This is a genomic window from Snodgrassella sp. CFCC 13594, from assembly GCF_001590725.1.
Classification (GTDB): Bacteria; Pseudomonadota; Gammaproteobacteria; order Burkholderiales; family Neisseriaceae; genus Snodgrassella.
Genome location: NZ_LQXR01000085.1, coordinates 1 through 538 on the forward strand (window position 1 = coordinate 1; position 538 = coordinate 538).

Below are 538 nucleotides of genomic sequence, written 5' to 3' on the forward strand. Positions count from 1 at the left end.
AAGACAGCGACGCCCTATACCGGTTCAGTGGCCGTTGGGAATAATGCCGATGCAGTGGGTGCCATAAACGTAACCAATACTGGATCAACCCTGTCTGTAGCAGATACGCTATACGTTAACGCCAGTGGCACAGGCACGGTTACCGTTGGCGATGGCGGTACAATTGTTGTTGGCAATCAGCTGAGTTTTGGTGATGGTAGTGCCTTATCGGGAAAATCAGGCACATTCAATTTAAATAAAGGTGGAACATTAGCAGTTGGCGGCAACGATGGTATTGTTGCCAATGTCGGTCAAGGCAGCTATACCATGAATTTGGCTGGCGGTACATTGGCGGTAACCAATGCTGACTTAACCACATCTGTGGACATGACCACAGCCGAGGACACCACTTCAACCATCAATACAGGAAGCCTTAATGCCTTATTAAGCGGCTCCATTACAGGCGCGGGTAATCTAAATAAAACCGGCACAGGCACATTAACCTTAACCGGCGACAATAGCTACGGCGATACTAAAATTACCGAAGGCATTATCAACC

1 protein-coding gene is annotated in these 538 nt (G+C 48.1%); it reads left to right on the forward strand.

The genetic code is table 11. From position 1 onward, the window contains the following. The coding region (locus A2F46_RS11830; RefSeq protein WP_156471660.1) for an autotransporter-associated beta strand repeat-containing protein at positions 1–538 on the forward strand (538 nt) is incomplete at both ends.